Genomic DNA, 24,392 nt, shown 5'->3' with positions numbered 1-24,392 from the left:
CACGTAATTAATTACAAGATGCATCGCAGCGAGAAAATTAAAGTGTTTTTAATTACCGAAAAGTAATGATTCGAATGTCAATTTTGCAAAATGCACTGATGGTAGAGCACATGCTTCGTAGAAAGTATTGCTTGCACTTAAGAGTGCCAAGAATAGTTAGTGAAGTAGAATAACGACTTATTCAAAAAAAGGAGCAGGTTCTATGACTGATGAAGACTAAAGAGCAATTCAGCTTCAGCTCGAGGTAAGTCACATTCTCGCATAACATCCTCCAAAGAAGCACCATCAGTGATTAGCTTGACCGCGTTAGCATAGAAGCGGCTTTGCGGATCTTGCTCAGCTAACTTTTCTTGACGAGACTGTACTTCCCCTATCAACCTAACTAAGTCTTTAACTTTCCGTCCTAGTGCCTGGTTACCGATACGAGTTTCATGTAACTCATCATTTACTTGGTTTAATTTGTTTTCATTGCCAAGTAAATTGTCATGCACCGAAGCTAACTGAAATTCACATTGGCGAATCTTCCTAAAAAGATAGAAAGTAAAACCCCAGCTTAACAATAACAGTACTCCTGCTATAGCACTAACAATTAAATACTGGGGCATGATAACTTCAACTGGTCGGTTTCCTGTCCAAAACTCTGCATTGAGTTCACTTAACTAAAGGTTACTCAAATTCCAATCTTAGATATTGGTAATTTCGTCCCATTCATCATCGCTCAATAATTTATTCAAATCGACTAATATCAACAATTGACCGTCTCTATTACTCACACCTTGAATAAATTTAGCACTTTCTTCTGTTCCAACATTAGGTGCACTGTCTATTTCAGATGAGCGTAAATAGACGACCTCAGCCACACTATCTACCATAATACCGACAACTTGGTCATCCGATTCGATAATGACGATACGACTGTTGTCAGATACTTCTGAAGAAGGCAAACCAAAACGAGAGCGGGTATCGATAACCGTGACTACATTACCGCGCAAATTAATAATACCTAATACGTATTCTGGTGCGCCTGGAACAGGTGCGATTTCAGTGTAACGCAGGACTTCTTGCACCTGCATAACATTTATTCCATAGGTCTCTTCACCTAGCTTGTAGGTGACCCATTGTAGAACGTCATCACCAGCAGTGACTTTATTACTTGGATTTTTGTTATTACTCATTGCAAATGCTCCACCCTTAAGGGGTTAATCGTTACTACTTAAACCTTGCGTTAACATCGCAACAAGCTGTTGCACATTAACCAAAGCGCACATTTTATTTTTGACCATTCCCGACAACCAAGGTCTGCTAGCGCCAGGATTACGCCACTTAACATCTTCAGGTTGCAAAGTTGAGGTTGTGACCAAACGTTCACAGGCTAATCCCCAACCACTTTCATCTAATAGTATAAGATATTGATATTTTGTGGTTTCTGCCAGTTTTTCAGCAGATTTTTCTGGCATTATCCACTTTGCGGTATCTACCACATTAAATTTGCTGCCTTTGTGCAGCATTACGCCTTTAAACCAACTCGGTTTACCAAACAAAGGATTGATAGCATCAAGCTGATGAATCCCCCCTAACTCTGTCAAAGGCACGGCTAGTGTCAAACCTGCAACTTCAAAAAACAAGGCTTGAAATTCAGCCTCAGGCACCTTAGTTTCTAGTCTAGCAGGAGCTTTACTTAATTCCGTTGCTTTTATTTCGACTGTTGCCTCAATTTCTTTAGGTTCATCGCGAACAGAAACCAGGGGAATAGGCTCAAAAGGTTCGCTTCGAGGCGCCGGTTTTGCTTTTTCTAACAAGCTAGCAATTGCTTGCTTCTGAAAAGAATCAATAGCAGGATCTTCAGTCAATAAAGCTGACATGTAGTCTTCCATTACTTCTTCATTCGCAAAAGGCTTACCCGACATTATTTGTTATCCAAATCTAAAATATATTTAAGTAACTTAGCATAGGCAAATACCCCTCTTGATTTAGCACAAAACACCGACGGAGGCGTCTGCGCCTGACTGGCATCTCTAAACCGAGTATCAACGGGGATCACCCCAGGCCAAACCCCATCACCATAGGTCGCCTTTAAGTTTTTATATGACTCGGTTGCGGCATTAACTCGCCTATCGTACATAGTCGGAACAATAGTAAAGGCAAAAATCTTATTTAAAGACTTTTGCATTATTTCCATTGAATGCATTATTCGTTCAAGCCCTTTAAGCGCCAAAAACTCCGTTTGCACAGGTACGATAACCCTATCACAAGCGGCTAATGCATTGATCATCAAAACACCTAACACTGGGGGACAATCGATAATCGCAAAATCGAATTCATCACTCACAAGCTCTAAAGCTTTTTTCAAAATAAGCCCCATGCCATTTTGCGTGCCCATTTTTCGATCTAAGGTTGCCAGCGCCATTGTCGCAGGCAAAATAAACAAGGAATCAAGTTTTGTGGGGCACAAACAATCTAGAACATTTTCTTTACTAAGTGTTTTACCATTAATAAAAACATCATACAGACTGGAAGATAACTGCTCTGAGTCAACACCAAAATAGTAACTTAGTGAGGCTTGTGGATCCGTATCAACCAATATAACTTGTTTGCCAGCTTGGGCTAAAAGTCCTCCCATAGTCACCGTCGTAGTGGTTTTTCCAACCCCACCTTTGTGATTAGCAACTGTCCAAACAATCAAAATTGTGGCCTTATATAAATATTATTTTTAACTTAAAATCCAGGGTGTTAGTTGGTCTACAAGCTGCTATTTAATCGAGCATTTCAGATTTAATTTGTTGGCACATATGCTCAATATCAAAATTTTGTTCAGCGATATTTGCCACTGTAACAGCTTGAGGCATACCATAAACAACAGAGCTTTTTTCATCCTGAGCCCAAATTTTTGCACCTTGCGACTTCAATTCACGACAGCCTTCACGACCATCAGCTCCCATACCAGTTAAGATAACACCCAATACATCTCCGCCAAAAACATTAGATAGTGATGCAAATGTGAGGTCTACGCTGGGCTTATATGTCATTTCTGGATAGCGTTCAGCATCTGAGATTCTAATGTGGGCTGAACTCGCCCTACCTTCTATTGTCATTTGGCATCCGCCCGGGGCCAAATAGGCAGTACCAGCAACCAGAACATCCCCTTGCTTAGCTTCTTTGACCGTAATTTTACATAAGTCATTAAGTCTATTGGCAAATGCCTCAGTGAATGCGGCTGGCATGTGCTGCACCATAATGATGGGATAAGGAAATGAGTGAGGAAAACCCATCAGTATCTTCTGCAAAGCCACAGGGCCACCAGTTGAAGTGCCTATTGCTAAGCATTTATAACTCTTTCTAATATTTTTACCGATAGCAGAGCGTGGTGCTTGACTCGTCTCAAACCGCGCTATTGGCGGTTGACTTAAAACCGAGCGCCCCAAGCTTGTACTCTTGCGAGCAAGGGTCTTAATTCGATCTTGAAGCAGTAACTTGGCTTCTTTTTTGTTTAGTGCGATGTCTTCAAATTTTTTCGGTAGAAAGTCCAATGCACCTGCGTCGAGTGCATCTAAAGTAGCACTTGCACCATCATGAGTTAAAGACGAAAACATGATGATTGGCATTGGACACAGGGCCATTATCTTCCTAACAGCTGTAATACCATCCATTATTGGCATTTCAACGTCCATAGTGATGACGTCTGGCTTAAGTTGTTGAGCGAGGGAAATAGCTTCCAAGCCATTCTTGGCTTCCCCAACAACTTGAAGCTCCGAGTCTTCCTGCAGAATCTGCGTAATACGACGACGAAAAAAAGTAGAATCGTCAACAATTAATATTCGGTAAGCCATTTAAACCCTAAGTAAAAATATAAAAACAAAAATGAGTCTTATGTAACTATACCTTCTTAGTAGCGTAACGTTTAAGCAGGCCTGGAACATCCAAAATTAACGCGATACCACCGTCACTGGTTATCGTTGCTCCGGCCATGCCCGGCGTTCCTTGCAACAACTCATCAAGGGGTTTGATCACCACTTCTTCTTGGCCAATCAAAGCATCAACCACAAAGCCCAGTAGTTTGGTACCAATTTGCACCACAACCACATGACCTTTTGTTTTATCTACTGGAGGAAGTTTACCTGGTTTGCGAGTAAGCCATTCTCTTAAGTAGAATAAAGGTATCGCCTTAGATCTGACAATCATAGTGAGTTGTCCATCCACGGTGTTGGTCTTGGTAGGATCAACATTAATGATTTCATTGACTGAACCTAGAGGTAGAGCAAATGTCTGCTCCCCAACCACAATCATCAAAGTGGGCAAAATGGCTAGTGTAAGAGGTACTTTTATTTCAAGTATTGTCCCTATACCAAGCTTTGAATCTATTTTCACCGAGCCATTTAACTGATTGATTTTAGTTTTGACCACGTCCATGCCGACGCCACGACCAGACACTTCAGAAATTTCAGTCTTAGTTGAAAAGCCGGGTGCAAAGATAAGGTTAAAAGCTTCTACATCAGTCATTCTGGCAGCTGTATCAGCATCCATTACACCGCGTTTTATAGCAATTTCTTTCAGCTTTTCAGGGTCCATGCCCTTACCGTCATCTGTGATGGTAAGTAGTATATGGTCACCTTCTTGTGAAGCGGCTAATTTAACTGTACCCATACTAGGTTTACCAGCAGCTCTGCGATCTTCTGGTGATTCAATACCATGGTCTACAGAGTTTCTGACTAAATGCACTAAAGGATCGGCTAAGGCTTCTACTAAGTTTTTATCTAAATCAGTTTCTTCGCCTTCAAGTTCTAAGGTTATTTCTTTTTTCAGCGCTCGAGCTAAATCACGAACAACTCGAGGAAAACGACCAAATACTTTTTTAATTGGCTGCATGCGTGTCTTCATGACCGCGCCCTGCAAATCACCCGTGACTACATCTAAATTGGCAATCGCTTTTGACATGCTCTCATCAGCAATATTAATTCCAAGGCTAATCAAGCGGTTTCTAACTAAAACTAATTCACCCACCATATTCATAATTTGGTCGAGTCTTTTAGTGTCTACTCGAACGGTAGTCTCTGCTTGAGGCACGGCAGAAGGTTTTTTGTCTTCTTTACTTTCTGCCTCTGCTGCTGGCTGGGCTTTTTCAGCTGGCTTTTTGACTTCCACAGGGGCCTTAACCACCGGTGCGACTGGCTTCCCTACTGGAGCCTTTGCAACAGGCGGAGGAGTCTTAGGCGCAATAGGTTCCGCTTTAACTTCCTCTACGGTATCAGGGGCTTTCCCTTTGCCATGTAATTCATCGAGTAAAGCTTCAAACTCTTCATCGCTAATTTCATCACTAGCTGCATTCTTTTTAGTTGCTTTTACATCAGCTTCTGCGGCTTTGGGTGCAGGTTTGGCTTCTTCTTCAAGCTTAAATTGTCCTTTGCCATGCAATTGGTCTAGCAAAGCTTCAAATTCGTCGTCACTAATATCTTCATCAGCGCCAGAGGATCTTGAGGGTTTTGTTTCTGTTTCTTTTGTCGCAGGGGGTGCCTTTCCATGCAATTCATCAAGCAGTGCTTCAAATTCATCCTCGCTGAAATCGCCGGAATCATCTGTTTGTGTATCGCCTGAACTTGGTTCTTCTATTTGACCGGATTCTTCTGGTGTTTCGTGAACCACTTCGTCCTCAGATTCGGGACGGCTGAGTCGATGCAGAGTATCTAAGAGTTCCTCACCAGCTGGCACTAGGGGTTGACCAGCTTTGACACTATCAAACATTTTAACAACTTCATCGGTTGCTTGCAGAATAACGTCCATCAATTCAGACGTGAGAGTCCGTTTCCCAGTACGCATAACATCAAATACGTTTTCCGCTCCATGACAAATATCAACCAATGCGCCCAGCGATAAAAAACCCGCACCACCTTTAACGGTATGATATCCCCGAAAAATAGCGTTAAGTAAATCAGCATCTTTTGGATTGTTTTCAAGATCAACTAATTGTTCTTGTAATTGTTCTAAGATCTCCCCTGCTTCAACGAGAAAGTCTTGTAATATATCCTCATCAACATCAAAAGCCATACGCTAGCACCCCTAAAAACCAAGACTCGAAAGCAAATCATCAACATCAACCTGATCTGAAGCAACGTCTTCGCGAGACTCAGCATCTAAGATTGGTCCTTCAGCTTTTATTGTATCGGCCTGTTTATCTGAATTGTTAGCTTTATCCTTACGTTGTTTACCGTCTTTGGATTCAAGACCACCAAACATTGTCAGCATATAAACTAGGTTATCTTCAACTTCTTTGACCAACTCAATCACTCGACGTATTACTTGTCCAGTAAGATCTTGGTAACCTTGAGCCATCAAGACTTCAGTTAGTAGCCCTGTCAACTGAGCAGAATCTTCGCTTCCGCTTTTTAAAAAATCCCCCATGTTTTGGCAAAGTTGATTAAACTCGCCAAGCTGTAAATCGCGAGACATCAGTTTATTCCATTCTGGTAATAAAGCTGAAATACCATCGTGCAATTTTTCCGCTATGGGCATACAAGAATCAACCAAATCCATGGTTTTATTGGCAGCATCTTCGGTTGACTGAATAACATAAGTTAATCGAGCCTGAGCATCGGGAATCTCTTCCGTTGTCAAATTGACAATACGCGGATCTAATTGGAAATTATTTAGTGAGTCATGTAATTGACGCGTCAGTTTTCCGACTTCGGCAAATAACTCTACTGAGTCTTGAACACCAATAGATTCAAGGAGCTCATTGGCACCTTTGTTATCTCCTTGCTCCAATAACTCAACCAGTTTTCTCGCTTCTTGCAAAGAAATAGGCGGCGGGCTTTCGGTTTTCATACAGCAATTCCTCTATATCGGGGTTTTCTGAATTCAACCTAAGCGTTCGAAAATTTTCGCCAGCTTCTCTTTGAGCGTTGCCGCAGTAAATGGTTTGATGACATAGCCATTCACACCAGCTTGGGCTGCTGCCACAATCTGCTCTTTCTTGGCTTCTGCGGTTACCATAAGCACCGGAATATGTTTTAAGTTTGGATTTGCTCTAATCGCTCTGAGCAAATCTATACCTTGCATTCCGGGCATGTTCCAGTCTGTAACCACAAAATCAAAGTCACCTTGTTGTAACATCGGTAAAGCAGTACTTCCGTCATCTGCTTCTTGTATATTCGTAAAGCCAAGATCTTTAAGTAAGTTCTTGATAATCCGACGCATTGTTGAGAAATCATCAACAACAAGAATCTTCATATTCTTATCCAAAACTACCTCCGGTAAGGGTTCATACCCATCTTCAATGCAAATTTAATTATCGTTATTGTGCCAAGCTTGCATGCGAACTTTAAGTTTAAGCATGGCTTGACTATGTATTTGACTTACTCTTGATTCACTAACATCCAGTACTTCACCTATTTCACGCAAATTTAATTCTTCATCGTAATAGAGTGACAATACAATCGCCTCTCGTTCAGGTAAGGTAGTAATAGCATGAGCGAGTGCTTTTTGAAATGAACCTTGTAACAAATCTTCAAAGGGCACGTCAGACCCCTTTGTTTGTTCTGTTGTAACAACGTCTTCTGTGACACCCAAATCTTCAATACCAATCAGTTTACCTGAATTCACTTCAAGTAACATTTGATGATAATCTACAATATTAACTTGCAGTTTTTCGGCAACATCGACATCTCTGGCATCCCGGCCAGTCTCTCGCTCTACTTCACGAATAGCTTGAGTAATAGCACGTCCATTTTTATGCACTGAACGAGGTGTCCAATCGCCTTTCCGTATCTCATCTAGCATGGAGCCTCTGATACGAATACCGGCAAACGTTTCAAAACTCGCCCCTTTACTACCATCAAAATTTCTTGATGCTTCAAGTAAACCGATCATGCCAGCTTGAATTAAATCGTCTACTAACACACTAGCAGGTAGCCTTGCTAACAAATGATGGGCAATACGCTTAACCAAAGGAGCATGACGTTCAACAAGTTCATTCTTATCAGTCATCTGTTGGTAAGCTGAGGCTTTACTATTCACCGATTATCGCCTACTGCTTTTTTGCTGACTAACTGCTCTAAGAAAAACTCCAAATGGCCACCTGGCTGCGACGGTATTGGCCAATCAATTGCTTTTCTCGCTAATTTTCTAATCGCCATCGATGCTGGAGAAGTTGGAAAAGCATCGACAATCGCTTTCTGTTTTCTGACTGCCTTTCTGACATTTTCATCAAAAGGAATAACGGCAACTAATTCAAGTGCTACATCGAGGAAGCGGTCAGTCACCTTACTCAACTTGGCAAACAATTCATCCCCTTCCCGAGGTGTTCGAACCATATTCGCTACTATTTTAAAGCGAAATACTCCATGCTCTTTGTTTAATATTTTGATTAAAGCATAGGCATCGGTTAACGAGGTGGGTTCATCACAAACCACCATAATAATATCTTGTGACGCCTTTGAGAAGCTCAGTACCATATCGGAAATGCCGGCCGCAGTATCAACTATTAACACATCAATTTGTGACTGCAACTCACTAAATGCACGAATAAGTCCTGCATGTTCAGTTGGTGTCAGTTCAGTCATAGATTGGCTTCCAGAAGAAGCCGGGGCAATCTTTATTCCATATGGCCCCTCAACTAAGACTTCGTCAAGTGTGCATTCACCCGATAAGACATGAGATAGATTTTTCTCAACTCGTAGGCCAAGTAATACATCGACGTTGGCTAAGCCTAAGTCAGCATCAAGCACCATGACACGTTTGCCTTGCTGCGCCAATGAAATAGCCGTGTTTAAAGTGACGTTAGTTTTACCTACGCCACCTTTACCACCAGTCACCGCTATTACTTTAATTAATCTAGATTGATTCATTCTTCTTAAGCTACTCGCTTGATCCTCAATCATACTGCTACTGCTTTGTAAGCTTCATTTTCCGTAGTATGAATTAAACCATATTTTTTATAAAGCTTCGCAGCACTGGTTATTAAAAATTTTGTGTCTGCTAGTTGTAAATCTTCTGGAACTCGTTGTCCATTTGTTAAATAACATACTGGCAACTTATGCTCAATAACCGCACTTATCGCTTCACCTAAACTGTAGCACTCATCAAGTTTAGTCAAAATACACCCTTGTAGCCCCACTTGTTTGTAGACTTTTATGCTTTGCTGAATGACTTGATATTGGCAATTTGCCTGCAATACCAAGAATTTTTTGATATTAGCACATACATCACTATTTAAGGTATCTAACTGTTTGATTAATCTAACATCTCTTTGACCAAAGCCCGCAGTGTCAATTAATACTAACCGCTTATTCCTATATTGAAACAATAAATCTGCTAATTCTTCACTGGTTTGAGCTTTTTTTACCACACAACCGATGATACGGCCATAAGTAGCGATTTGCTCGAAAGCAGCGATCCGGTAATTGTCCAGTGTAATCACTGCAACTTGGTCAGCACCATATTTTTGTGCGCCTTGGGCGGCGAGTTTGGCTATTGTTGTAGTTTTGCCATTACCTGTCGGCCCCATTAATGCAATAACGCCACCATGACTGAGTATATCATCGGGTTTAGTTTGTAAGCGGTTTGCTATTAACTTCAATAAAAACACCCAAGCTTCTCGTTCATCTGCTTTTTCTGGTGCATATGCCACCACTTCTTCAGCTAGCGACGTTGATATGCCCATTTGCTCTAATTTTGACACTAAATAAGCATGTAAAGGATGTTTACGATTTTTATCTTGCTGCAATAAACCCGAGATTTGATATTGCAAAATATTGCGTAGTGAACTTAGCTCAGAACGCATTTCAGCAAGGGCTGAACTATCTGATGTATTTGTCGATTTAGCCGCGACAGCTTCGGTTTTAGTCGCCTCTTTTGGCACAGGACTCACGACCTTCTGCTCTGAACTCACGGCTACTTTTGATTGTTTTTCAAGTAAAGCTCGCAAACTGTCTGGACCAGAGTCACCAATAATTTCACTTAAAGTCGGTGTTTTAGCGTTATTAGTTCTTAACTGCTGAGGTTTAAGTGTCGCCGCGGGCTCCCTGTCATAGGCTGCAACTATTTCAATACCATCGGCATGCTTTTTAGTGGACATAATGACTGCATCACCGCCAAGTTCATCTTTAACTTGTTTTAGTGCATCACGCATATCTTTGCCATAAAAACGTCTAATTTTCACCTTACCCCCTTATACCGTCTAGCCAATTAACTGGCCTACTTACCGACGGCACTGACTATTTTAATTTGTTTGTCATCTGGAATTTCCTGATATGACAATACGTGTAATCCACTCACTGAATGTTTCAAGAACTTAGATAAAACCGGTCTCAACATGCCTGACGTCAATAATACAGCAGGTTCACCTGCTAACTCTTGTTGTTGTGAGGCTTCGCCTAATGAGGTTTGCAAGCGTTCTGCCAAGCCAGGCTCTATGCCTGCGCCATCAGCCCCACCAGCTTGTAAAGACTGGTGCAACATTTGTTCCAGTTCTGGCGCCAATGTTATGACTGGGATCTCATTAGAACCACCATTGATTTGTTGAATAATTAGGCGTTTCAATGCAATACGCACGGCTGAAACTAGTACGTCAGGATCATGACTTTTAGGACCATACTCACAAAGGGTTTGTACAATGCTACGCATATCTCTAATCGGCACACCTTCAGACAGCAGGGTCTGCAGAATTTTGACCACCGTACCTAGCGGTAATATATCTGGCACTAGGCCTTCAACTAGTTTGGGGCTATTTTTGGCCAGTAAGTCGAGCAGTTGCTGAACCTCTTCGTAGCCTAATAATTGATAGGCATTATTGGTCAACAATTGACTTAAATGGGTTGCTACAACTGTTGCCGCGTCAACGACTGTATAACCCAGTGTTTGAGCATGTTCGCGTTGACTGGCTTTAATCCATACGGCATCTAGGCCAAAAGCAGGATCTTTGGTTGCTTTACCTTCTACTTTACCGAAGACTTGTCCTGGGTTAATCGCTAGCTCATCATCGTGACTGAGCTCAGCATCCCCCACCGTGACACCTAACATCGAAATGGTATAACTGTTGGGGTTTAAATCTAAATTGTCGCGAATGTGCACGGGAGGAATTAAAAAACCCAGCTCTTGCGATAATTTTTTACGCACGCCTTTAATACGGGTTAATAATTCACCACCTTGGGCTTTGTCTACTAAAGGAATAAGACGATAACCAACTTCTAGGCCAATGGTATCAACGTGTTGCACATCATCCCAACCCAGTTCTTTAATTTCACTTGGTTGACGACTTTGTTCCGGCAAATTACTTAGTAATTGCGGTTCATTTGCAATTTGTTTGGCGCGCCAGTAAGTAAAGTAAGCGTAGCCTCCCACCACGGCACTAAAACCTAGAAAGGCCACATGAGGCATCCCAGGCACCACGCCCATAACAAACAAAATACCCGAGGTTATCCATAGCGCTTGTTGGTTACCCAACTGTTTAGTTAACTCTTGCCCCATATCTTGGGAGTCATTTTCCCGCGTAACAATAATGGCCGTTGCAACAGATAAAAGAAGTGATGGGATCTGAGCAACTAATCCATCACCTATGGTTAATAGAGTATAGATTTCAATCGCTTCACCAAAACCTAAATCATGTTGGATCATGCCAATAAATAGACCGCCAACAATATTAATTAACATGATAAAAAGCCCAGCTACCGCATCTCCTTTTACAAATTTCGATGCTCCATCCATAGAGCCATAAAAATCGGCTTCACTGGTCACTTCAATACGGCGTTTACGCGCTTCATCTTGATCAATAAAGCCCGCATTTAAATCGGCATCAATAGCCATTTGCTTACCGGGCATAGCATCTAAAGTAAATCTAGCACTCACCTCAGAAATACGGCCAGCACCAGCGGTAACTACCTTAAAGTTAATAATTAACAAAATAGCAAAAACAACGATACCTACCGCAAAGTTTCCGCCGATGACAACTTCTCCAAAGGCTTGGATTACCTTTCCTGCAGAGTCAGCACCTTCGTGTCCTTCCAGCAATACGATGCGAGTTGAAGCAACATTTAGAGCAAGGCGTAGTACTGTAGCAATCAGTAACACCAGAGGGAAAATACCAAAATCAACCGGCTTTTTAGTGAGCATTGCCACTAAAATAACCACTAAGGAGAGGGCGATATTAAAGCTAAATAATATATCCAATAAAAAGGCGGGCATGGGTAAAATAACCATGCCCAGAATAGCGAGCAAAACAATGGGCGCACCCAGTCCTGAAGCAACATTCTTTAATTGCTTTTTGTCGAACTGATTAAAATAACTGGCTAGTTCCATGAACGAAAGTTTGACACTTGTTTGCGATTACTTGTCAGAATGCAACTAGTAAGCCAAGTTGAGCTTGCTAAAAACACATGCTTATATTTTGAGCAAGACCTAAGTAATTAGGTCTTGCGCAGAGCAAACTTTGCTGACAATCAGCCTAACTAAGCATAAATTTTATAACGATATGCGATATCCGATATCCGATATCCGATAGTTTACCGTCTTAATTCTGGCGGGATAGGTAAGTCTTTTCTGAGTGGTTTAGGACGTTTTCCCTTACCATTTTTGTAGGCTTTTAATTGATAGACATAGGCCAATACTTGAGCCACAGCCATAAATAACTTTTCAGGAATCGCTTGATCCGCTTCAGTGGAATAGTAGATTGCACGGGCTAACATCGGTGATTCAATAATTGGCACTTCATGGGCATTAGCAATTTTTCGAATATGCATGGCCAGTTCATCTACGCCTTTAGCTACTACCGTCGGCGCTTTTGTTCCCTGTTTATCGTATTTTAGGGCAATGGAATAATGAGTTGGGTTAGTAACGACTACATCCGCGGTCGGAACCTCCTGCATCATGCGCCTTGCAGCACTCTGGTATTGGAGACGTCGAATGCGACTTTTAACAAGAGGATCACCATCGGAATTTTTGCGCTCATCCTTGACTTCTTGCTTAGACATTTTCATTTCTTTGTTATGTTTCCATGCCTGATAGGGCACATCAAAAGCGGCGATGGGTATCAGGGCGCAACACATGATTAAAAAGCTCCATTCGACCATATCCATGGCATGGAATAAATTCATTGGATACAATTCCATATCGATGTGTAAAGCTTCTTCATGGAAAATATTCATCGCAAAATAAGCCATAGCTGCAACAATGAAAAATTTAGCCAGAGCCTTTAATAGTTCAACTAAACCATTCATACCAAACATGCGTTTCAAGCCTGCTAATGGATTAAGTTTACTCGCTTTAACTGAGGCTGATTCCCAAGTAAAGTTGTAGCCACCCAACGCAATATTGCCATAAATACCGGCAATGGCCACAATCGTTAAAAACAGTAAAACAGGATAGCTGATCGTTTCAATGGCTAAACCCCAAGCCTGAAACATATGGTTATAGTCATAAGTTTCATCTCGAGATAAGGTAAAAGTGCGCTGGCTGATTTTGAAAAGTGCTTCAGCAATACTTGATCCCATGACGATAAAACCAATGCCACTGATCACTAAAACCAAGGCAGTAGAAAGTTCTTTTGAACGGGCAATCTGCCCCTTTTTTCGCGAATCATCGACCTTTTTTCCCGTGGGGTCTTCGGTCTTATCACTCTCATCAGCCATGGCTACTCTCCCTTATTGACAGACTTGCAGAAGTTGACACATCAACAACTGAGCCCGATCCCAAAGTACTTCAAAGTGATGGGTTAAATTATCCAAGGTAAGCCACATAATAAATAGCCCCATAATTTGCGCAATTGAAAAACCAAGACTAAAAACGTTTAACTGTGGTGCCGCTTTGGTCATTATGCCAAACGCCAAATTAACGATTAATAAAGAAATAATTGGGGCGAGCGATATAGTAATGGCCGATACAAACATCCAACTTGCCCAATGTGCTATTTCACGAAATTGTTCCCCCGTCAACCAAGCCTCACCAATTGGCAGAGCTTCAAAACTGAGTACTATCATTCTGATCATTGCCAAATGCCCATCCAAAGCCCAAAAAATTAATGTGGCAAGGATGAGGTAAAATTGCCCCACAGCAGGCACATTTATACCATTGACAGGATCAACCATTGATGCAAATCCTAAACCCGTTTGCAGCGCTACTATTTGGCCAGCCAAAACAAAAGTATTGAGCACCATGTTTGAAATAAACCCAATCGCTATGCCAATAATTAATTGCTGAAAGACCAGCAAAAAAGTCCCAACAGAAAAGAGTTCTCCTATGGAAACAGGTGGAACTAAAGGCATCACCAACATCGTTAAAAATAAAGTTAATAATGCCTTAGTCGTGGTGGGTACCGACTTGGCACTGATACCGACCATAGCTGCAAACATCCCGGATACGCGCATAAACGGCAGCAATAAATCAGTCAGGTATTGCATGATGGTATCAGTGGCGACTTCCATAACCTGTTACCCAACTACCTCAGGAATGCGCTCTACCATGGAAAAGGTAAAATCCATAAGCTTTTGTACTAACCAATGACCACCCCAACTGAGGGCTAATAGGGTTACGATAAGACGAGGAAGAAAACTCATGGTTTGCTCATTGATAGAGGTAGCTGCTTGAAACACAGCAACAATTAAACCGACAAATAGACTAGGTAAAATGATGGCAGAAACCAACAAAATCACCATTTGTAGCGCTTCTTTTAATATCTCAACAAAGACTTCAGGACTCATTATTTCACCCCATTCCAAAACTGTTAGCTAAACTGCCAAAAATCAAATTCCAACCATCGACCAGCACAAAAAGCATTAACTTAAAGGGTAATGACACAATCATCGGTGACAACATCATCATACCCATAGCCATTAAAATTGACGCAACGACTAAATCCAAAATAAGAAAAGGAATGAACAACATAAAACCGATCTGAAAAGCAGTTTTCAATTCGCTAGTTACAAAAGCAGGTATCAATACATTCATTGGCACATCTTGCGGATCTTCAAATTGGCCTTCCATGCCGCCGATTTGCACAAATGTTTCTAAATCTTTCACTCTGGTTTGCGCTAACATAAAAGCGCGTAAGGGTTGTTTGCCCAATTCATAGGCTTCAAGGGAAGTAATCTCTTCATTTAAGTAAGGCTGTAGCGCAGTTTCATTTATTTTTTCAAATACCGGCGCCATAATAAACATCGATAAAAATAAACTAACGCCTATCAGTATTTGGTTTGACGGTGCTTGTTGCAGTCCAATGGCTTGACGTAAAATTGACAGTACGATAATGATGCGAGTAAACGAGGTCATCATCATCACAAACGCCGGCAATAAACTCAGTGATGTCATAATCGCCAAGACTTGCAAGGTCATGGTGTAATCTTGTCCACCGTTACCATTGTCAGTTACCGTCAAGGCGGGAATGCCCGGCTCCGCGATGGCCGCTGAACTAAAAAGTACAAATAATAAAGTAAGTAATATCCCCAAAAATAACTTATTCATCATTTTGTCCTTTTTTCGCTCTTTGGGTTTGCTCATGGTTAGGGTTTAATTTACCCGCCATAAATAAAGCCAATTTATCTTTGAAGTTTTCTCCACCAGTTTGCTTAGTGTCTGACAATGGTTGTGAAAGCGTCGCTAAATGGCTGATGTTGTGAGCGGTCACCCCAATCAGGTGTTGCTCCCCGCCCACTTCAATAACAATCACACGTTCGCGAGTTCCCGCCATCATTGAGGCAACAACTTTGAGTTGTGACGATCCAGAAGAAGTGACGTTAAACCGTCGCATAAGGAAAGCCAACATGAAAACAACTGCAATCACCAACAATAATGAAAGAAAAATTGACACTATTGATGTGGGATTTGATAGGGATTGGGGCTCACTTTGAGCACCAAAAGAGAGGAATAATAAAGGGCCAAGCACCAACCAAGCCCTTGATTTTATTGGTAATTTATTACCTGAGTTTTTTGATTCTTTCCAATTGACTAATAACATCTGTTAGGCGAATACCGAATTTGTCGTTAACTACTACTACTTCTCCATGAGCAATCAACGTGCCATTTACTAAAACATCTAATGGCTCTCCAGCAACGCGCTCCAATTCAACCACTGAACCTTGGTTGAGTTGCAACAAATTACGAATACTAATAGTACTTCTGCCTACTTCCATTGAAATGGTGACAGGAATGTCTAAGATCGTATCTAACTTACGCTTTTCAGCGGGTGTAATTTCGCGATCTTCATCAAATTCATCAAATTCAGCAACACGAGGAACGCCATCTTGGCCTTCTTTTCCCTCTTCATCAGCTTGTTCTGCCATAGCCGCAGCCCAATCATCTAATTCGTCATCACCACTCATCAAGTTTTCTCCTATTGACTACAAATCTAATTCAAGAGTTTGTAATTCGGCGTCGCTATCTATTCTGCGACCGCCTTTCGTTAATAATTGCAATTCCGACTTAACAGAGGTCGGACGCGGAATTTTATCGGTAATTTTCAAAGCAACATTTTCTCTAGAGCGTCCTAACTTAGCTCTAAATGTCGGTAACTCTTCAATTAATATGGTGATATGTTCTGGCATCTCTATGGGGATAATATCACCCGGTTTAAATTCCATGAGTTTTCTAAGCGTCAACTCAACATCCAACATATGTGTGGTTAATTCAACTTTAACATCCATGATTTCGTCACGAAGGGCTTTACTCCAACGTAAGTCGGTATCTTCTTTATCACTTTGAACACCAGCATCCAACAACTCTCGAATGGGTTCCAACATCGAATAGGGCAAAGATACATGGAAGTCTCCACCTCCGCCGTCAAGTTCTATGTGAAAGGAGCTGATTACCACAACTTCAGTTGGGTTGACAATATTTGCCATGGCTGGGTTCACTTCTGAATCTAAATATTCAAAGGAAACATCCATCACCGGTGCCCAAGCTTCTTTATAATCTTCAAATATTAGTTTTAATAACATTTGAATAATGCGTCGTTCAGTTGGAGTAAATTCTCGCCCTTCGATTTTCGCGTGATAGCGTCCATCACCACCAAAAAAGTTATCCACCAAGATAAATACCAGTCGGGCTTCCATGGTAATTAAACCGGTGCCTTTTAATGGTCTAAATCTCACCATATTTAAACTGGTGGGTACAAACAAGGTATGAATATACTCACCAAATTTAATCATTTGGATACCGTTGATTGATACCTCTGCCGAGCGGCGCATCATATTAAACAAACTGACGCGCATATGCCGAGCAAAACGTTCGTTCACAATCTCCAAGGTGGGCATACGCCCACGTACAATTCTATCCTGTGAAGAAAAGTCATACTCTAGCAGTGAACCGTCTGAATCACGTCCACTAGTATCTTCTTCTTCAACATCGTCGACACCATGTAATAGTGCGTCGATTTCGTCTTGGGATAATAAATCACTCAATGGTGTTCTCTCTTGCTAACTAACTGTTATTGCATCACAAAACCCGTGAACAACACTTCTTCCACGAGTTGCTTGCCGGTAATTTCTTGCATTTTTTTCTGCACTTCTTTCAGTGCGCTATCGCGAATAGCTGTTTTACCTGCCTCAGTGACTAAATCGTCAGCATTAGCTGTGCTAAACACTCTCAATAACGCACCCTCTATAGAGGGAATATGCATTTTAATTTGCTCTTCATTATCTGAGCCACGCAACATCAACTGCACTTTAATTTCGACTAAGCGGTCACGACTTGAACCTGGTACGTTAAACACAAAAGGTCTTGGCATCGCGACATAGAGTGCTGACCCGGTTTGCGACGGCGCACTAGCAGTCGTTGTTTCAACACTTTGCGTTTCAGCATTTAATGTGTCCGCAGGTGCTTCTTCAGAATCACTTAACAAAAAGAAGGCTGCAGCACCACCACCAACAAGCAAAACAAGCGCAACAACTATGATAATAATCATTTTGCGTTTTTTGCCGCCCTCTTCCATTTTTAATTCTTCTTCAGCCATAGCTCTCTCAGTATCGGTAGTATTGTTCGCTATTATCTACCTGCCACTTAAAATCACAAGTAGATAGCCGACAAAAACCGGGTTTAAACAAAGTAATCTATTCCACCCGAGGCCTGACGATGGTTAACGGCTTGGCGAGCCATAGAGGTTTCATCGTTATTAAAGCCTTCATTGCTATCAGTCATAAATCCTTGGTTTGCCTTGGTTTGCTGCTGCGCTTGCCCTTGATTGTCTTGTTTAGACTGACTGTCTTGTCTTACAGTTGATTGGCCCAGTTCGATGCCCTTTTCCGCTAACATCTCTCGCAATTTAGGTGTGGCAGTTTCTAAAGCATCACGAGTTTGATGACTTTGCACCACAAAACTCACTGAGGCCGACTCGGCTTTTAACGCCACTTTGACTTGCATAGATCCAAGCTCTGCTGGATCTAAACGAATTTCAGCAATGAGATTATTGGTATTAACCATCCATCGAACTTTTTCTGCAAGTTGCAGATGTGCTTCAGGTTTTGCCAAATTTATGGCTTTATCTAATTTGCTTTCAACTTGACTTTGCGTCTGTATTTTTAAATGTTCAGATTGAGTCGATAGTTTTTCTAGAGTGGCCTCCATCGTAGCCAATGTTTGTCGTTGCTGCGAACTTGCCTCTATCTGACTGGCAGCACTGAGCGCTTGACTCAGACCCGACAATGTTTGCTCAAGGCTTTTCGCCGTTTGCACGGATACATCAGCATCACTGGTTTTAGCGATAGCTTGATTAACCAAAGCACTGAGGTCAATTCCTGGCTCTCGCCCCGCCGCCATTTGTGCTTTAAATTCACTGACGCCCGCTTTTAAAGCAGCTAATATATCTTTAGCGCCGTTACTTGAATTGACCACTACAGCGTCGCTAGTAAGTTTCGGAACATCGATATTTTTTTGCTGATTTTTTGCCTCATCCGCCCACAATGTAGCAACCCGCTGAGCTATATTAATCAGTGCTTCATCAAGCTGTTCTTTGGGCAAGGCAATTAATGCTTTTAAGTCGTTATCGGTCGCCACTTTATTGGCCACTAATTTATCAGCATTCGTGCTACTTGCTTGACTTATCTCGACTTTTTCAGCCTTACCTACGTTCGAATTGTTATTTGGCTCTGCAGAGATTAGCGGCTCAGTAATTAAGATCTTTGGAGCAATTAGCCCCGCTAAATCACTATCGTCAGCAAGGGGGCTGACCTTATCCGTAACTGAAGTTTCATTGGACACTTGAGTTTTAGCTGCTAATTCGTTTTTGGGTAAGTTAATTTGTGTTTTCAGCTCACTGTTTAACGAGCCCGCACTTTCACCTTGGTTTATTTTGGCCAGTAATCGACTTAACTCAACAGTTTGTAATAGCGACTCATCTGTCGTTTGAGTACCTAGATTTTTGGCCTCGCTAGCTGAACCATCTTTACCCAATGAGCTTAATTTAGCTTGTACCAGCTCAACTAATTCAGGATTGATAGAGTGACTCTTATCCATAGCCTTAGCCAATGCTTGTTGCACAAGCTTAATCTCGCTCGCGCTCAATTGATTATTTGCTAACAGTCGAGTGACATCATCAGCAAATAATTGCATTTCAGAATTTTCATTTTTTATTGGTGCTAAAACCGATGTTGCCTCACTAACATTGAGCTTATTGGCACTTGCATCAAACGTTGCTAAGTAATCCATCACTTTACTTATTGAGGGATCAGCTTTTAACTCTGCCGATGTTGCCCCACTAACATTGAGCTTATTGGCACTTTCATCAAACGTTGCTAAGTAATTAATCACTTTACTTATTGAGGGATCAGCTTTTAACTCTGCCGATAGTGCTGCAAACTCTGCGGGCGCCTTCCTCGCAAATTCACTCATTTTTAATTTAAGCTCATCAAGCGAAGCAAAACCAGCGTTGCTTAATACACTTTGCAAATCTTGCTCCTTAGGTAGAGCATTAAGCAATAGTAATAGATTACTTTCATCAACTACTATCTCGTTTTCTGTCACTAATTCAGGACTATTGTTCTGCTTTTGGACCACAGCTTTTTCATCCGTACCAAGCAACTGTAATTGGTTCACCAAAGCCAACCAATCCTCAGCGTTTTGCTCATCTTCAGACAGAGTTTCTGGCGCAGGCTCTTTCTTTCCCGCAGCGTTTAGCTGTTCAGGAGGTGATTGTTCTGCTGCAGGGATTTCAGCAATTTGGCTACCGTCACTTGTCTCGGTTTTATGCTGTGGCTCTGCTGCCTCTTTTCCTGCTGAGGTAGCGCTAATCGTTTTTGTTTCAGACTCTGCCAATGTGCTAGATTTTGCATCGACACTTTTAGCAGGGCCTCGCTCAAGGTTGATATTGGCTTGATTTGCTTTTTTTGTAGTACTTACACCGTGATGCTCAGCTGTAGGTCTGGCCGATTGTTGATAAGTCTGCTGTTGAAAAATCTGTTCAAACTCAGAATCCGCGAGCGCAGAATCGTTTTGCTCGCCTACAGCGGCAAAAGCGGCAACATCAGATTTAGTAGAGGCAATACTTTGCATCATAACCAGTTAACTCTTTGATATTTAAACAACAAACCCAAACAAAAGTGTTTAAATTGGTACTCTTTTAATGCAAATTGGCGATTAAACATGTGCATTCTTACCTCATAAGCCAAATGAAACAGCCCTTCAGACTGTAATACTTAGAGTAGTAGCAAGGTCTGTTCCAAAGATGCGAAAAGTGTCAATTTAATAGCTAGGTTGTTTGCGTACAAATCGTTGTAAAGCCAATTCGTCGAGCATATGTTGTTCTTGTTTGGCCAGATGAAGTTCAAGTGTTTTTTGTTGCTTTGCTAACAACATTTCTACTGCTTTACGTTTCTTTTGCTGTTGCAGCCATTGAACTCTTCGCTGCTCTGCAACCAACATAGCGTTACTCACGACTTTTGTTTGTTGTTCACAAGCTTTATCCAACTTTCCGATAAACTGTTGGTGTTGGCCATAACTGGTGGCTGCCATACCCTGTTTGGCTTTATTTTGTGCTTGGCGTAAATAATCTAATCGATATTGTTCTAAGCCGGCTAATTTTTGTTTGTTGTTTAGAGCATGCTGTTGAGCAAGCTGAAAATCTTGCACTAACTTTTGCTCTTTTTTTCTTTCTAGTCCAGCGACCATCTCGAGTTGAGCTATAGACATTGAATTACCGCGCTATCAATATAATCCATCATAAAAACTAGGCCTTACCCAAACCAGCACTAAGACTTTTCATAGCCGTTAATGAGTCATCAAAACCAATAATATTGTGCATACCTTGCTGTAAAAATGCGTTGATCGCTGGCTCTGCATTAATCGCCAGATCGATTCGCGGGTCGGTGCCCCGAGTGTAAGCGCCAATACTAATCAGGTCACGATTACGTTGATAATTTGAATACACTTGCTTGATACGCCTTGCCTGTTGCACATGTTCGGCTGATACCACCATTGGCATAACTCGGCTAATCGAGGCCTCAATATCAATAGCAGGATAATGACCTGCGTCAGCAATACTGCGAGATAACACGATATGACCATCGAGAATCGCCCGGGCGGCATCTGCGATAGGATCTTGTAAGTCGTCGCCTTCGGTTAATACCGTATAAAAAGCAGTAATAGAGCCTTGATGCTCTGCGCCGTTACCTGCACGTTCGACTAAGGCAGGTAGCCGAGCGAAAACAGAGGGCGGATAACCCTTTGTAGCGGGTGGCTCCCCCACCGCTAGGGCGATTTCACGTTGTGCCATAGCATAGCGGGTCAATGAATCGATCAAGAGCAATACATTCATTCCCTTGTCGCGAAAGTATTCAGCAATGGTAACGGCCGTTTCACAGCCTTTGAGTCGCATTAAGGGCGAAGTATCTGCCGGAGCTGCAACAACCACGGCTTTTTTACGTTCCTCTTCGCCTAAAATATCTTCAATAAATTCTTTAACTTCGCGGCCCCTTTCACCCACTAAACCCACAACCACAACATCGGCAGTCGTGCCTCGGGTCATCATGCCGAGCAATACGCTTTTACCCACACCACTCCCTGCAAACAAACCCATACGTTGGCCCGAGCCCACGGTAATTAGCGCATTAATCGCTCTGACACCAACATCCAGTGGCTGCCTAATGGGTTTACGTAATAGAGGATTCATTGGTGGACGCGTTAAGGGTACTCGCTTTTCGGCTTTGATCGGGCCTAAACCGTCAAGCGGTTGACCATTACCGTCCACCACTCTACCCAATAAGCTCATCCCAACCGCTAAACCCTGTTCACGATTTAAAGGTTGAACTCGTGAACCAGGAACAATCCCTTTAACTGCTGAGGTCGGCATTAAATAGGTTACTGTACCGGCAAAACCGACAACTTCGGCTTCAATTTCACCATCGATAGTTTGAATAAGACATTGACTGCCCACTGGCATCTGGCAACCTACCGCTTCGAGGGTAAGACCAATACCTCTAACGAGTTTCCCTGCAGCAATAATAGGTGGCTGCGGGACCTGTTCTTGTAGGGCTTTAATTCTAGTTAATATGGCTTGGGTCATAGGTCGCTATCAGCTACCTCGGTAGTAATACTACTCAAACCTTGCTCTAATAAAAAGCGGTCCAATACGTCTCTAACTCGCCGTTCAATTGTAATATCTACGGCATTAGATTCAGTGATAACTTCACATCCTCCGCGGTTAAACTGTGGATTCTCGATAAAATTCCAATGCTGTTTTTCAATTTCTTCTGGGCTAAATTGCGCAGTGACTAAGGCTAAATCTTGCGGATGCAGATGAATTTGATAACGGGATTCTTGAATAGGAAGTACCTTTAAGCCCTCACTAAGCGCTTGAAAAATCAAGTTCTCATTGGTTTTTACTTCACTGCGAATTACCGCTCGCGCTAAACTTACAGCTAACTGCACCAGTTCTCTTTCTAGAATCTTATCCACATTAGCCACAGGCTTTTGCAAGTGTTTAACTATCTCGGTCATGGCATTAATATGGCCGGTAATTTCCTCTTGTGCCGCGGCCAAACCTTGCTGAGTTCCCTCTTCTAGTCCTGTACTCAAGCCCGCTTCATAACCTTGCTTTTGTCCCTCTTGAATGCCTTGTTCTTTGCCTTCTTGCTGACCCTGAGCAAAACCATCTGCATGAGCAGCTGCTCGAATAGCTTCAATTTCTTGAGCGGTGGGGGGAAACACTTCCTCCTCAACTTCTGGAGGCTCATATTTCCAATCATTGCGGCGATTAAAAACATTGGTCCTAGCCTTATCGACTTCACTGCCAGGCTTGTCCATATAGGGAAGTTCCCAAGACTTGACTGGCGTTTTAGACTCTTCAGACATAAAGATACTTCGCTAAGTCAATTCCTTGACTGTTATAAGAATTCATCACCACCACCACCACCTAACATGATTTCACCCGCGTCAGCTAAGCGGCGAGCGACAGACAGAATTTCTTTCTGAGCTGTTTCTACTTCACTGATACGCACAGGTCCCATTGCTTCGAGATCATCAATTAACATCTCAGCGGCGCGTTTAGACATATTTTTGGTGATCTTATTGCGTAATTCTTCATCCGCCCCCTTAATAGCTTTAAGCAAGGCATCTTGTTGCACTTCACGCAATATGGCCTGAATCGCCCGATCATCAACATCAGCTAGGTTATCAAATACAAACATGAGGTCTTGGATCTGCTGGCTCATTTCTTCATCTTGCTCTCGGATCGCATCCATTAACTGACCTTCGATATTAGTATCTAAGTAGTTCATAATATCTGCAGCCGATTTTAAGCCGCCCATTTTCGCGGCTTGGGTACCCGCTTGACCGGCAAATTGTTTCTCCATTATCTCATTTAGTTCTTGTAAGGCAGCAGGTTGTACTTCTTCCAAGTTAGCGACCCGCATCATCAAGTCTAAACGGACTTTTTCTGGGAATTGGCTCAAAATTTCAGCTGATTGTTCAGCGTCCAAATAAGACATAACAATAGTTTGAATCTGTGGATGTTCATTACGAATGATGCTGGCAACTTGTTTTGAATCCATCCATTTCAGTGAATCCAAACCTTTGGCGCCGGTGCCCATCAAAATTTGGTCGATCAAGTTAGCTGCTTTGTCTTCACCAAGGGCCGAGGTCAAGGCACGTTTAACAAAGTCATGACTTTGGAAACCTATCGTGCTGTAGTTTTGAATTTCTTCAATGAAATGACGATGTACCGCAGTAATTTTTGACTGGGTCATATCGTCAATTTGCGCCATCGCTTGCCCTAATCGCTGCACCTGCTTTGGCTCAAGATGTTTGAGAATTTGCGCGGCATCATCTTCTGTCAAACTCAATAATAAAATAGCGGCTTTGTCCACACCTTCAAGCTTACTAACGTCATAGCCAGTAACCTCAACTTCATTTGCTTCAGGCATAGTTTGCTCCTATTGAGTCAAATCCAAGGGATAACATATTTAGCCAGTTTACACTGGTAGTCTTAG

25 protein-coding genes are annotated in these 24,392 nt (G+C 42.1%); all 25 read right to left on the bottom strand.

What is annotated here, in order from left to right; genetic code table 11:
* Positions 1–200 precede the first annotated feature (200 nt).
* Positions 201–605, bottom strand: a complete 405-nt coding sequence (locus ABKW31_RS03340; protein ID WP_348614781.1) for a DUF2802 domain-containing protein — start codon at positions 603–605, stop codon at positions 201–203.
* 78 nt (positions 606–683) lie between these two features.
* Positions 684–1,175: a chemotaxis protein CheW gene (locus ABKW31_RS03335; protein ID WP_348614780.1), complete on the bottom strand. Its 492-nt coding sequence runs from the start codon at positions 1,173–1,175 to the stop codon at positions 684–686.
* 24 nt (positions 1,176–1,199) lie between these two features.
* Positions 1,200–1,907, bottom strand: a complete 708-nt coding sequence (locus tag ABKW31_RS03330) for a chemotaxis protein CheW (RefSeq protein WP_348614779.1) — start codon at positions 1,905–1,907, stop codon at positions 1,200–1,202.
* Complete coding sequence (locus ABKW31_RS03325) at positions 1,907–2,683, bottom strand: ParA family protein (RefSeq protein ID WP_348614778.1); 777 nt, start codon at positions 2,681–2,683, stop codon at positions 1,907–1,909. Before ABKW31_RS03325 ends, ABKW31_RS03330 begins: the two co-directional genes overlap by 1 nt.
* A gap of 70 nt (positions 2,684–2,753) precedes the next feature.
* Complete coding sequence (locus ABKW31_RS03320) at positions 2,754–3,827, bottom strand: chemotaxis response regulator protein-glutamate methylesterase (RefSeq protein ID WP_348614777.1); 1,074 nt, start codon at positions 3,825–3,827, stop codon at positions 2,754–2,756.
* Between the two features lie 46 nt (positions 3,828–3,873).
* Positions 3,874–6,039, bottom strand: a complete 2,166-nt coding sequence (locus tag ABKW31_RS03315) for a chemotaxis protein CheA (RefSeq protein WP_348614776.1) — start codon at positions 6,037–6,039, stop codon at positions 3,874–3,876.
* Between the two features lie 12 nt (positions 6,040–6,051).
* The gene (locus ABKW31_RS03310) at positions 6,052–6,816 is read right to left on the bottom strand and encodes a protein phosphatase CheZ (RefSeq protein ID WP_348614775.1); all 765 of its coding nucleotides are present in this window, start codon (positions 6,814–6,816) and stop codon (positions 6,052–6,054) included.
* A gap of 33 nt (positions 6,817–6,849) precedes the next feature.
* Positions 6,850–7,233, bottom strand: coding sequence for a chemotaxis response regulator CheY (cheY, locus tag ABKW31_RS03305; RefSeq protein ID WP_306023892.1), 384 nt, complete (start codon positions 7,231–7,233; stop codon positions 6,850–6,852).
* Between the two features lie 42 nt (positions 7,234–7,275).
* Positions 7,276–8,007 carry an RNA polymerase sigma factor FliA gene (locus ABKW31_RS03300; RefSeq protein WP_348614774.1) on the bottom strand — a complete coding sequence of 244 codons (732 nt, stop codon included), beginning with the start codon at positions 8,005–8,007 and terminating at the stop codon, positions 7,276–7,278.
* The gene (locus ABKW31_RS03295; RefSeq protein WP_348614773.1) at positions 8,004–8,870 is read right to left on the bottom strand and encodes a MinD/ParA family protein; all 867 of its coding nucleotides are present in this window, start codon (positions 8,868–8,870) and stop codon (positions 8,004–8,006) included. Before ABKW31_RS03295 ends, ABKW31_RS03300 begins: the two co-directional genes overlap by 4 nt.
* Positions 8,867–10,150: a flagellar biosynthesis protein FlhF gene (flhF, locus tag ABKW31_RS03290; protein ID WP_348614772.1), complete on the bottom strand. Its 1,284-nt coding sequence runs from the start codon at positions 10,148–10,150 to the stop codon at positions 8,867–8,869. The genes ABKW31_RS03295 and flhF overlap by 4 nt, the downstream gene beginning before the upstream one ends.
* Positions 10,151–10,185: 35 nt before the next feature.
* Positions 10,186–12,285, bottom strand: coding sequence for a flagellar biosynthesis protein FlhA (gene flhA, locus ABKW31_RS03285; RefSeq protein ID WP_348614771.1), 2,100 nt, complete (start codon positions 12,283–12,285; stop codon positions 10,186–10,188).
* Between the two features lie 203 nt (positions 12,286–12,488).
* A complete protein-coding gene (flhB, locus tag ABKW31_RS03280; RefSeq protein WP_348614770.1) occupies positions 12,489–13,613 on the bottom strand; it encodes a flagellar biosynthesis protein FlhB in 1,125 nt (374 codons plus the stop codon).
* Between the two features lie 12 nt (positions 13,614–13,625).
* Positions 13,626–14,405 (bottom strand): flagellar biosynthetic protein FliR, encoded by a 780-nt coding sequence (fliR, locus tag ABKW31_RS03275; RefSeq protein ID WP_348614769.1) that lies wholly within the window; start codon positions 14,403–14,405, stop codon positions 13,626–13,628.
* Positions 14,406–14,411: 6 nt separating this feature from the next.
* Positions 14,412–14,681, bottom strand: coding sequence for a flagellar biosynthesis protein FliQ (gene fliQ / locus ABKW31_RS03270; protein ID WP_348614768.1), 270 nt, complete (start codon positions 14,679–14,681; stop codon positions 14,412–14,414).
* 4 nt (positions 14,682–14,685) lie between these two features.
* Positions 14,686–15,441 carry a flagellar type III secretion system pore protein FliP gene (gene fliP / locus ABKW31_RS03265; protein ID WP_348614767.1) on the bottom strand — a complete coding sequence of 252 codons (756 nt, stop codon included), beginning with the start codon at positions 15,439–15,441 and terminating at the stop codon, positions 14,686–14,688.
* Positions 15,434–15,934, bottom strand: a complete 501-nt coding sequence (gene fliO, locus ABKW31_RS03260) for a flagellar biosynthetic protein FliO (protein WP_348614766.1) — start codon at positions 15,932–15,934, stop codon at positions 15,434–15,436. Before fliO ends, fliP begins: the two co-directional genes overlap by 8 nt.
* The gene (gene fliN / locus ABKW31_RS03255) at positions 15,894–16,298 is read right to left on the bottom strand and encodes a flagellar motor switch protein FliN (protein WP_348614765.1); all 405 of its coding nucleotides are present in this window, start codon (positions 16,296–16,298) and stop codon (positions 15,894–15,896) included. The genes fliO and fliN overlap by 41 nt, the downstream gene beginning before the upstream one ends.
* A gap of 18 nt (positions 16,299–16,316) precedes the next feature.
* The gene (gene fliM / locus ABKW31_RS03250; protein WP_348614764.1) at positions 16,317–17,375 is read right to left on the bottom strand and encodes a flagellar motor switch protein FliM; all 1,059 of its coding nucleotides are present in this window, start codon (positions 17,373–17,375) and stop codon (positions 16,317–16,319) included.
* A 26-nt stretch (positions 17,376–17,401) separates the two neighbouring features.
* Positions 17,402–17,926 carry a flagellar basal body-associated protein FliL gene (fliL, locus tag ABKW31_RS03245; RefSeq protein ID WP_348614763.1) on the bottom strand — a complete coding sequence of 175 codons (525 nt, stop codon included), beginning with the start codon at positions 17,924–17,926 and terminating at the stop codon, positions 17,402–17,404.
* An 83-nt stretch (positions 17,927–18,009) separates the two neighbouring features.
* Positions 18,010–20,463 (bottom strand): flagellar hook-length control protein FliK, encoded by a 2,454-nt coding sequence (locus tag ABKW31_RS03240; protein WP_348614762.1) that lies wholly within the window; start codon positions 20,461–20,463, stop codon positions 18,010–18,012.
* Positions 20,464–20,649: 186 nt separating this feature from the next.
* Positions 20,650–21,096, bottom strand: coding sequence for a flagellar export protein FliJ (gene fliJ / locus ABKW31_RS03235; protein ID WP_348614761.1), 447 nt, complete (start codon positions 21,094–21,096; stop codon positions 20,650–20,652).
* 37 nt (positions 21,097–21,133) lie between these two features.
* Positions 21,134–22,468: a flagellar protein export ATPase FliI gene (fliI, locus tag ABKW31_RS03230; RefSeq protein WP_348614760.1), complete on the bottom strand. Its 1,335-nt coding sequence runs from the start codon at positions 22,466–22,468 to the stop codon at positions 21,134–21,136.
* Positions 22,465–23,256, bottom strand: a complete 792-nt coding sequence (gene fliH, locus ABKW31_RS03225) for a flagellar assembly protein FliH (RefSeq protein WP_348614759.1) — start codon at positions 23,254–23,256, stop codon at positions 22,465–22,467. The genes fliI and fliH overlap by 4 nt, the downstream gene beginning before the upstream one ends.
* 32 nt (positions 23,257–23,288) lie before the next feature.
* The gene (gene fliG / locus ABKW31_RS03220; RefSeq protein WP_348614758.1) at positions 23,289–24,326 is read right to left on the bottom strand and encodes a flagellar motor switch protein FliG; all 1,038 of its coding nucleotides are present in this window, start codon (positions 24,324–24,326) and stop codon (positions 23,289–23,291) included.
* Between the last annotated feature and the right edge of the window lie 66 nt (positions 24,327–24,392).

This window comes from Paraglaciecola sp. 25GB23A (assembly GCF_040012495.1).
Taxonomy (GTDB): domain Bacteria; phylum Pseudomonadota; class Gammaproteobacteria; order Enterobacterales; family Alteromonadaceae; genus Paraglaciecola.
This window is presented reverse-complemented; position numbering and strand designations above follow the sequence as displayed.

Excerpts from the sequence above, each read along its gene's own strand:
- fliN (WP_348614765.1), bottom strand. The coding sequence starts at position 16,298 with ATGAGTGGTGATGACGAATTAGATGATTGGGCTGCGGCTATGGCAGAA.
- ABKW31_RS03320 (WP_348614777.1), bottom strand. The coding sequence starts at position 3,827 with ATGGCTTACCGAATATTAATTGTTGACGATTCTACTTTTTTTCGTCGT.
- ABKW31_RS03240 (WP_348614762.1), bottom strand. The coding sequence starts at position 20,463 with ATGATGCAAAGTATTGCCTCTACTAAATCTGATGTTGCCGCTTTTGCC.
- fliG (WP_348614758.1), bottom strand. The coding sequence starts at position 24,326 with ATGCCTGAAGCAAATGAAGTTGAGGTTACTGGCTATGACGTTAGTAAG.
- ABKW31_RS03335 (WP_348614780.1), bottom strand. The coding sequence starts at position 1,175 with ATGAGTAATAACAAAAATCCAAGTAATAAAGTCACTGCTGGTGATGAC.
- fliH (WP_348614759.1), bottom strand. The coding sequence starts at position 23,256 with ATGTCTGAAGAGTCTAAAACGCCAGTCAAGTCTTGGGAACTTCCCTAT.
- fliI (WP_348614760.1), bottom strand. The coding sequence starts at position 22,468 with ATGACCCAAGCCATATTAACTAGAATTAAAGCCCTACAAGAACAGGTC.
- ABKW31_RS03295 (WP_348614773.1), bottom strand. The coding sequence starts at position 8,870 with ATGATTGAGGATCAAGCGAGTAGCTTAAGAAGAATGAATCAATCTAGA.
- fliO (WP_348614766.1), bottom strand. The coding sequence starts at position 15,934 with ATGTTATTAGTCAATTGGAAAGAATCAAAAAACTCAGGTAATAAATTA.
- flhB (WP_348614770.1), bottom strand. The coding sequence starts at position 13,613 with ATGGCTGATGAGAGTGATAAGACCGAAGACCCCACGGGAAAAAAGGTC.
- ABKW31_RS03315 (WP_348614776.1), bottom strand. The coding sequence starts at position 6,039 with ATGGCTTTTGATGTTGATGAGGATATATTACAAGACTTTCTCGTTGAA.
- fliJ (WP_348614761.1), bottom strand. The coding sequence starts at position 21,096 with ATGTCTATAGCTCAACTCGAGATGGTCGCTGGACTAGAAAGAAAAAAA.
- fliL (WP_348614763.1), bottom strand. The coding sequence starts at position 17,926 with ATGGCTGAAGAAGAATTAAAAATGGAAGAGGGCGGCAAAAAACGCAAA.
- ABKW31_RS03340 (WP_348614781.1), bottom strand. The coding sequence starts at position 605 with ATGCCCCAGTATTTAATTGTTAGTGCTATAGCAGGAGTACTGTTATTG.
- fliQ (WP_348614768.1), bottom strand. The coding sequence starts at position 14,681 with ATGAGTCCTGAAGTCTTTGTTGAGATATTAAAAGAAGCGCTACAAATG.
- fliR (WP_348614769.1), bottom strand. The coding sequence starts at position 14,405 with ATGGAAGTCGCCACTGATACCATCATGCAATACCTGACTGATTTATTG.
- ABKW31_RS03310 (WP_348614775.1), bottom strand. The coding sequence starts at position 6,816 with ATGAAAACCGAAAGCCCGCCGCCTATTTCTTTGCAAGAAGCGAGAAAA.
- fliP (WP_348614767.1), bottom strand. The coding sequence starts at position 15,441 with ATGAATAAGTTATTTTTGGGGATATTACTTACTTTATTATTTGTACTT.
- flhA (WP_348614771.1), bottom strand. The coding sequence starts at position 12,285 with ATGGAACTAGCCAGTTATTTTAATCAGTTCGACAAAAAGCAATTAAAG.
- ABKW31_RS03330 (WP_348614779.1), bottom strand. The coding sequence starts at position 1,907 with ATGTCGGGTAAGCCTTTTGCGAATGAAGAAGTAATGGAAGACTACATG.